General features: G+C 50.0%; 6 protein-coding genes and 1 pseudogene. 3 read left to right on the forward strand and 4 right to left on the reverse strand.

The genetic code is table 11. The features are described 5' to 3' along the window. Positions 1 to 170 precede the first annotated feature (170 nt). The gene (locus ACN1C3_RS33055) at positions 171 to 500 is read right to left on the reverse strand and encodes a ComEA family DNA-binding protein (protein WP_419119927.1); all 330 of its coding nucleotides are present in this window, start codon (positions 498 to 500) and stop codon (positions 171 to 173) included. Positions 501 to 614: 114 nt separating this feature from the next. After that, positions 615 to 2,606: a polysaccharide biosynthesis protein gene (locus ACN1C3_RS33060; RefSeq protein ID WP_419119928.1), complete on the reverse strand. Its 1,992-nt coding sequence runs from the start codon at positions 2,604 to 2,606 to the stop codon at positions 615 to 617. A gap of 376 nt (positions 2,607 to 2,982) precedes the next feature. Between ACN1C3_RS33060 and cysC the strand changes: the two genes are divergently transcribed. Together cysC and ACN1C3_RS33070 are read left to right on the forward strand one after the other, a co-directional pair. Continuing rightward, positions 2,983 to 3,576 carry an adenylyl-sulfate kinase gene (gene cysC, locus ACN1C3_RS33065; RefSeq protein ID WP_419119929.1) on the forward strand — a complete coding sequence of 198 codons (594 nt, stop codon included), beginning with the start codon at positions 2,983 to 2,985 and terminating at the stop codon, positions 3,574 to 3,576. Then, complete coding sequence (locus ACN1C3_RS33070; protein ID WP_419119930.1) at positions 3,573 to 4,961, forward strand: FAD/NAD(P)-binding protein; 1,389 nt, start codon at positions 3,573 to 3,575, stop codon at positions 4,959 to 4,961. Before cysC ends, ACN1C3_RS33070 begins: the two co-directional genes overlap by 4 nt. Before the next feature lie 229 nt (positions 4,962 to 5,190). On the opposite strand, the gene ACN1C3_RS33075 is transcribed toward ACN1C3_RS33070, so the two are convergent. After that, complete coding sequence (locus ACN1C3_RS33075) at positions 5,191 to 6,399, reverse strand: acyltransferase family protein (protein ID WP_419119931.1); 1,209 nt, start codon at positions 6,397 to 6,399, stop codon at positions 5,191 to 5,193. Between the two features lie 391 nt (positions 6,400 to 6,790). On the opposite strand from ACN1C3_RS33075, the pseudogene ACN1C3_RS33080 reads away from it, so the two are divergent. Continuing rightward, a pseudogene (locus tag ACN1C3_RS33080) lies at positions 6,791 to 6,919 on the forward strand (IS66 family transposase); the annotation flags it as partial. Between the two features lie 41 nt (positions 6,920 to 6,960). On the opposite strand, the gene tnpB reads toward ACN1C3_RS33080, so the two are convergent. Further along, complete coding sequence (tnpB, locus tag ACN1C3_RS33085) at positions 6,961 to 7,149, reverse strand: IS66 family insertion sequence element accessory protein TnpB (protein ID WP_419119932.1); 189 nt, start codon at positions 7,147 to 7,149, stop codon at positions 6,961 to 6,963. Between the last annotated feature and the right edge of the window lie 128 nt (positions 7,150 to 7,277).

Below are 7,277 nucleotides of genomic sequence, written 5' to 3' on the forward strand. Positions count from 1 at the left end.
TGCCTCTGGCTAACACTTCCCCTTGCCGGGTGTGTAGAGGACTTTCACCTCCAAGTCACCAGCGTGGCCACCACAGCCAGACTGGTTGCGCTTACGCGCAACGCGCCATGCCTGGCGCACCCATAAAGAAGGCCGGTCAATGACCGGCCTCAAACGCTAACGTATGGGTTTTAGTTGACCTCAAGCTTCTCGCGGTTCTTGTCCAGAATCGCCTTGCCAATCCCCTTGACCTCCAGCAACTCATCTACCGAGGCAAAAGGTCCGTTACTTTCACGATAAGCAACAATCGCCTTGGCCTTGGCCTCACCAATCCCCGAGAGCTCACGCTGCAAGGTAGCCGCATCGGCCCCGTTAAGATTGGTCTTGGATGTTTGCACAGCAGGTACTACTTGCGCAGCGACAGGTGCAGAGACCTCCGGTTTGGCAGGTGCAGCGTTGACAGCAATAGAGGCACTGGCCAGCAGAGCAAAGACCAGGGACGAGAAGTAGGCTGTACGCATAGGTGACGCTCCATGACATCAATAAGGGAGAAGCAGCTTTTCCGAAGCTGCCTCCCAAACTTAGGTCATCTGATGCACAAGTCAAAAATGGCTGCGTTACAGCATATGTGAGGATCAGGGCTCGAGACGGCGTTGCTGGTGGATCCAGTCGACGATATCGCCATCGGGGGCATAGCCGCTGACCGTGTCGCGCAGTAACTGACGGACTCGGGAATAGTCATCCCGCTCAACGGCAGCAAGCAGCTCAGTCAGCCTGGCCTTGAGCACATCCCAAGCCAGATGATCTTCATTGGCACTCATAATCATCGGATGCCGGGTTGCTGCGACGTTGTCACCAATGAGCAACTCTTCGTAAAGCTTTTCGCCCGGGCGAAGACCGGTGAACTGGATGGCGATATCGCCATGCGGATTTTTTTCAGAGCGAATACTCAAGCCGGACAAATGAATCATCTTCTCAGCCAGCTCGACGATTTTCACCGGCTCACCCATATCCAGCACAAAGACGTCACCACCCTGCCCCATGGAACCGGCCTGAATGACCAATTGCGCGGCTTCGGGGATAGTCATGAAATAACGGGTGATCTTCGGATGGGTGACAGTCAATGGACCGCCCGACTTGATCTGACTGTGAAAGAGTGGAATCACTGAGCCGGAAGAACCCAACACATTGCCAAACCGGACCATCGTGAATCGGGTTTTGTTGACCCGCGACACATTAGCCTTATCCCCAAACAACACCGGCGCAATCTCCCGGCTCAGCGCCTGAAGGGTCAATTCGGCCAGGCGCTTGGTGCTACCCATCACATTGGTCGGGCGTACCGCTTTGTCTGTAGAAATCAGTACAAAATTCGCAACACCCGCCTGCAAAGCCGCCTGAGCGGTATTGAGCGTTCCCATCACATTATTAAGCACACCTTCGGCGATATTGTGCTCAACCATGGGAACGTGTTTATACGCGGCGGCGTGATAAACAGTGTCTACATTCCAGGTCTTCATGACATCAAGGAGCTTATGGGGATGACGTATGGACCCCAGGATGGGCAATAACCGGACAGACAAAGACTCACGGGTAATACGCTGTTCGAGCTCAGACAAGATGCTGTAAAGATTGAACTCGCTGTGATCAAACAGCAGAAGCGTGGTCGGACCAATGGAAAAAATCTGCCGACACAACTCTGAACCAATCGAACCACCCGCCCCCGTCACCATCACCGTCTTGCCCTTGATGCAGCGCGCCAACAGGTCGGGTTGCGCCGGAACCGAATCGCGCCCCAGCAAATCGGCGATATCGACCTCCTGGATATCATCGACCTTCACCCGGCCACTGGCCAGATCAGTGAAATTCGGCACACTGCGAACGTGAAGCGGGAAGTCCTCCAAAAGATTGAGAATTTCCCGGCGTCGCGCTCGGGTAGACGACGGCAGCGCCAGGAGAATCTCCTGAGCCCCCGTCTCATCGATCATCTGCTGAATATGCTTGGGCTTATAAACCTGCAACCCGGCAATCGAACGATCCGCAATGCTTGCGTCATCATCGATAAAGGCTACAGGCCGCATTACACGGCCCATACGTAGAGCCGCGACCAACTGATTCCCCGCTACACCGGCACCGTAGATAGCCACCTTGGTGAGACCATCGTCACGGTTGGTGAACGGCACATGCTGGGCGGCGGTGAACCAGTCGCCCATAAAATATTGGCGCATACAAAGGCGCAGGCCGCCGATGATCACCAGGCTCAACCACCAGTAGTTGAAGATGATGGAACGCGGCACCACGACTTCGTGGTTGCTGTACCAATAGACAACGACCGCCAGAATCAGCGATGACAGGCTGACAGCCTTGACGATGGCTATGAGGGCGTCGTTGCCGAAGTAGCGCATGACCGCGCGGTACATACCGAAGCGGATGAAGAGAGGGATGGCGATGACAGGCGCACAGGCAAAGAGCCAGAAATGGACCTTGAGAGGGTTGTACATGTCGATGCCGAGGCGGACGATGAAGGCTAGCCACAGCGCGACCCAAACCAGAATCACGTCGGTAGCGACCTGTAGCAGTCGTTTTTGTTTGCGAGGCAAACCAAGCAAAAAAGTCCGTACTTTATCCATACACACATTTGAGCACGTAGCTCGCACTCCCCACACAGTCGACGATCAGTATTGTAACCATCTGCGCGACCAATATACGACTGATCCGCTGAATGCCTGCATTTTGGCACACGGCACCAAGCAACAGACTCGGACCAACACTGCAGAACGAGCATTTTGCTGAAAGCATAGCTACAATTCAGCCCCTGCATAGGGTGTAAGACGTATCAGATTCGCGAACACGAAATTTCGACACCTACTGATAATTTTTGGTTATGTAAAACGTAAAATGGCCAAACGACAGCACTGGACCAAAGTGAGTTCTATTTCTATGCCCGACCTGACTCGGTGCTTGTCTTTCAATTTCTTCAATTTCTTCGAAATTTAACGAGACGGTATGTCTGAAAATCTTGTAGCTCACTTGCAATCGGTGGATGCTGAATACCGCAGCACCTTAAAAAACCAACGCCCAGTTGTGATCTGGCTTACGGGTCTAAGCGGGGCTGGCAAATCTTCAATTGCGAATGCCTTGGAGTTGGCATTATGCAATGTCGGTCGTCATACTTATTTGCTTGACGGTGACAACATTCGACTAGGCCTTTGCCAAGACTTAGGATTTAGCGACATTGATCGTGTAGAAAACATACGACGAATTTCTGAAGTGTCGAAATTATTCATAGATGCCGGCCTGATTGTAATAACTGCATTTATATCACCTTTTATGCGCGACAGAGCCCTAGCGCGCGATGTAATTGGAGAATCTGCATTTATAGAAGTTTTCGTAGATACTCCATTAGACGAATGCGAACGAAGAGATCCTAAAGGCCTTTATAAAAAGGTGCGCAATGGACTAATCAAGAACTTCACGGGGATCGACTCTGCGTATGAGCCGCCCGTCAGCCCTCAAATCAGGATCAACACATTGGAAGATGATCTTGAAACGGCAGTAAAGCGCATTCTCGACTTCCTAAGAGAATGGCCGATCACATGAAGACTTTAGTCATCATTGGCGCAGGATTCAGCGGAACAGTCGCTGCTGTAGAGTTTCTACGCTGCGCTCCTGCGGGAGCGAGACTAATCATTATCAACAGGTCTGGATCCATCGCGCGAGGCCTGGCTTACGGCACTAGCAGCTCACAACATTTGCTTAATGTGCCTGCTGGAAACATGACCGCGTTAGTCGACGAACCAGACTCCTTCTTACGATACTGTCAGTCTTCGTTACCGGAGACTACTGAAAGTTCCTTTATATCCAGAAAGTCATATGGGGACTATCTAGCATCGCTCTTAGATAGCGCAGAGCTCAACGCAAAGAAAAAAACCAACGTAGAACGAATAACCTCCGAAGTAAAGAGCTTAACCCCGCAAGAAAACGGGGCACTTGTTGAACTCTGCTCGGGTAAAAAAATATTTACCGACCAAGTAATTTTAGCTTTTGGCCATTTCCCTCCCCGCACTCCACCGTTGCTACAGCAAGTGATAAACACGCCAATTTATATGGCGGACCCTTGGAGCGGCCCTGTATCGACACTCGAAAATAGCAACTCGCCGATCCTTTTAATCGGCGGAGGTCTAACTGCTTTAGATGTGATCTCAAGTTTGAGACAAACAGCTCATACTGGTCAGATCTACATGCTATCTCGTCGCGGATTATTACCTCTAGCACACCGTACAACCAAAAACGGCTCGCTACCTGCCGCTTCATTTCGCGAAAAGCTTCTAAAGGCAGAACCGACAGCCTTAAATTATTTTCGATTAATTAAGGCACAGGTAAAATCCAGTGCAAAGTCAGGAGCAAACTGGAGAGATGTAATTGCCGCTGTGCGCCCTATCACATCGGATCTTTGGATTAAACTTCCCGAGAGTGAACGGCGTAGATTTCTACGTCATGCGCAACCTTACTGGGATGTACACCGACATCGTGTAGCTCCGGAAACTCACAAACACTTTAAAGATGAGTTCGACAAGAAAAAAATCACAGCTATCGCCGGACGTATTAAATCCGTAGACGTCTGTAGAGACAGCGCTCTTGTTACCATTCAGTTGCGCAACACGCATACCATTAAACAAATTAAAATTGATCGCATTATAAATTGCACCGGCCCCAGCTCCAACCCAGAGCATATAAAGGAACCCTTGATACAACAGCTTATTAATGACGGTCTGATTAGTGTCGACAACCAGGGGTTAGGCCTAATCGTTGATAACAATTTAGCCGTAAAAAGCAAAGACGGAAGCCCATCAGAATGGCTGAGTTACGTCGGGCCAATGTTGAAAGCGAGTTTCTGGGAGGCAACCGCAGTGCCTGAACTACGTCTATACGCATCAGCGCTGGCTAAAAAAGTATCAAGGAAGCTCTCCAGTACTCAAGACTAAAAATTTAAAAATAGAACGCAACTCAGGTCAATTGTTACGTAAGCGACCCGTAAAACCACACATCGGTTTTATGCCATGTGTGGTTTATGGGTCGCTTACGAGGAAACACCCTGCCCTTAAAAAGCAGGGCAGGTGGGCTTTGGATCTTGACGCAGGACCGGCTAATGGGTGTCCCCTTTGTTTTTATTATGGTGCCAATGCAGAGCGCTGGCTAAAAGTGGTCCTTATCTTATGCGGTTTCCAAAACTTGGCGTGAAAATAAGCTTTTTGCGCGAATATGGCCTCTCTTTCGAAGAGGCTCTTCCACAAATCTGTAATTTAGTTCGGCGAGTGCAAAAATAAGTACCAGTGCAGTCAGCGCAAATTGTAACGTGTATGTCTCGTTTAGTTCGGTACCCTGAGGCTCAATCCATGCCCATATCTCACGAGTGAACCAAAATGACGGGATATGAATAAGATAGATCGCATAAGAGCGTGTTCCTATCCACGCAAGAAAGTCTCTAGTCGGTGAGGGCTTGAAGAAATAACCCTTGTCGTACGAACACAGCCACACAATTACTGCACAGACGACTGCTGCTAGCCCAGTGTAGAAGCTAACGATCTGAAACCGGGTAGTTGCAAATAGGCTGAACAGCAGAAGAGCAGGAATTACGAGACGGAAACGAGAAGAGTTGAGGCTGGGCTCTAGTGCTTTATAGATGGGCGTATTGGAAAATATTGCAATCAGAACTCCGAGTAAAATAGCATCCGTCCTGATAAACGAAAGGATTCCATTCCATTCATGTCGGGTAATGAAAAGTTGAGCGAAAACCAAGCATGTAAGTACAAGGGGAAGTCGTTTCCGAAAGAAAAAAACAATAAATGGCAACGCAATATAGAATTGTTCCTCTAAAGACAACGACCAATAGAGTGCAAATACTCCACATTGGCCACTGCCAGTTGTGCAGTTGTAGAAATGCAAATTCTCAACGTGTAGGATGGCTGCGGCAATGTCTGCCAAATTCTGTGAATTGAATTGTGCGGCTTGCGTATGGATCATTAGTGGTCCAAGTGCCATAGGGATCAGTAGCCACAACCAAGCGGACGGCGTAATGCGATAGAGCCGTTTCACCCAGAACGCCCCGCACTCCTTCCAAAACGTTATACCTGTTTTGTCTTCTAGCTTTGGTAGCAGTGTTCTCGCAATCACGAATCCTGACACACAGAAAAACAGATCTACTCCAACATACAATCCTTGACCCACCTGTGACCATTTTGTCACGTCCCAAACAAACAGGCCCGCTAGATGGTGTACGATCACAGCTAGGACCGCGATGGCACGTAACACTTGGATCTCTTGGTTTAGTCGATTTTCAGGTGGAAGCCCTATTGCGCTTTTTTTCTGTTGTGTGATGCACATGCTTTCTTGTGTCTCCATGAGCTTAAGGCGCAGTTTCAAGCGCGGCACTGTACTACATCAGTAGTGGCACAATAAAATCGGCAGCTCACCTAAGGAGACGCTGAACAATTGGCCCGCTCGCACTGCCCCATTTTCAAGCCGGTTTTTTCAACCTACTGGCCTGTTCTGCGTTTTTGGGGCCGATTTCCGCCCTCATTTTGCTGATGAGCGGGCCAGCCCCGCCTTTCAGACGGATTTACCCCGCCGCCCGTTTGTAGTGGTCAACTAATCCATCATGGCGACAGGGACACATTACTGCATCAATGCCTGCATCGACTGCTGGAGCAGCAATTTGAAGGTGTCGAGCAAATAGCGTTAGTACGAAAGTGGTACGAGAAAATCTGCAAGCCTCTGTAGGCCTTTGTTACTGGTGGTCTTAGGCTTAGTAGGTCCAGTCCATCACAATACGGCAGAGCGTGCGATCAAACCGTTTGTGATCGGTCGTAAGAACTGGCTCTTCAGCGATATGCCCAAGGGTGCGACCGCTAGTGCGCAGATTTACGGCCTGGTCGAAACCGCCTAAGCCAACGGCCAGGTCGCTTACGCTCGGATTATACCCAACTACGCGGTAAATCGCAGTGTCAAAACCTGATGCGAACGGTTCTTCCACAGGTCAAAACCATCCAGCAGCCAATTCAATTCTTGAACCGTCAGCACAATGGTTTCGTCAGTGAGATCAGGCGATGTTTTGAAGCACTCGGATTCGAGGCGTTTGAGCCAAAGGCAGAAGCCGTTGCGCTCCCAATACAAAGTAAGCGCTCCATGAACCCCACCTATTCAAAAATAGGCGGCGCGCTTAGCGAGGCGAGGCGAGCGAGCAGTTCCAAGGCAGCAAGGCTTCGTAATCTTCAACCGAGGTTGCCTGTGGCAGGCGTTCA

This window comes from Pseudomonas sp. H11T01 (genome assembly GCF_048515765.1).
Taxonomy (GTDB): domain Bacteria; phylum Pseudomonadota; class Gammaproteobacteria; order Pseudomonadales; family Pseudomonadaceae; genus Aquipseudomonas.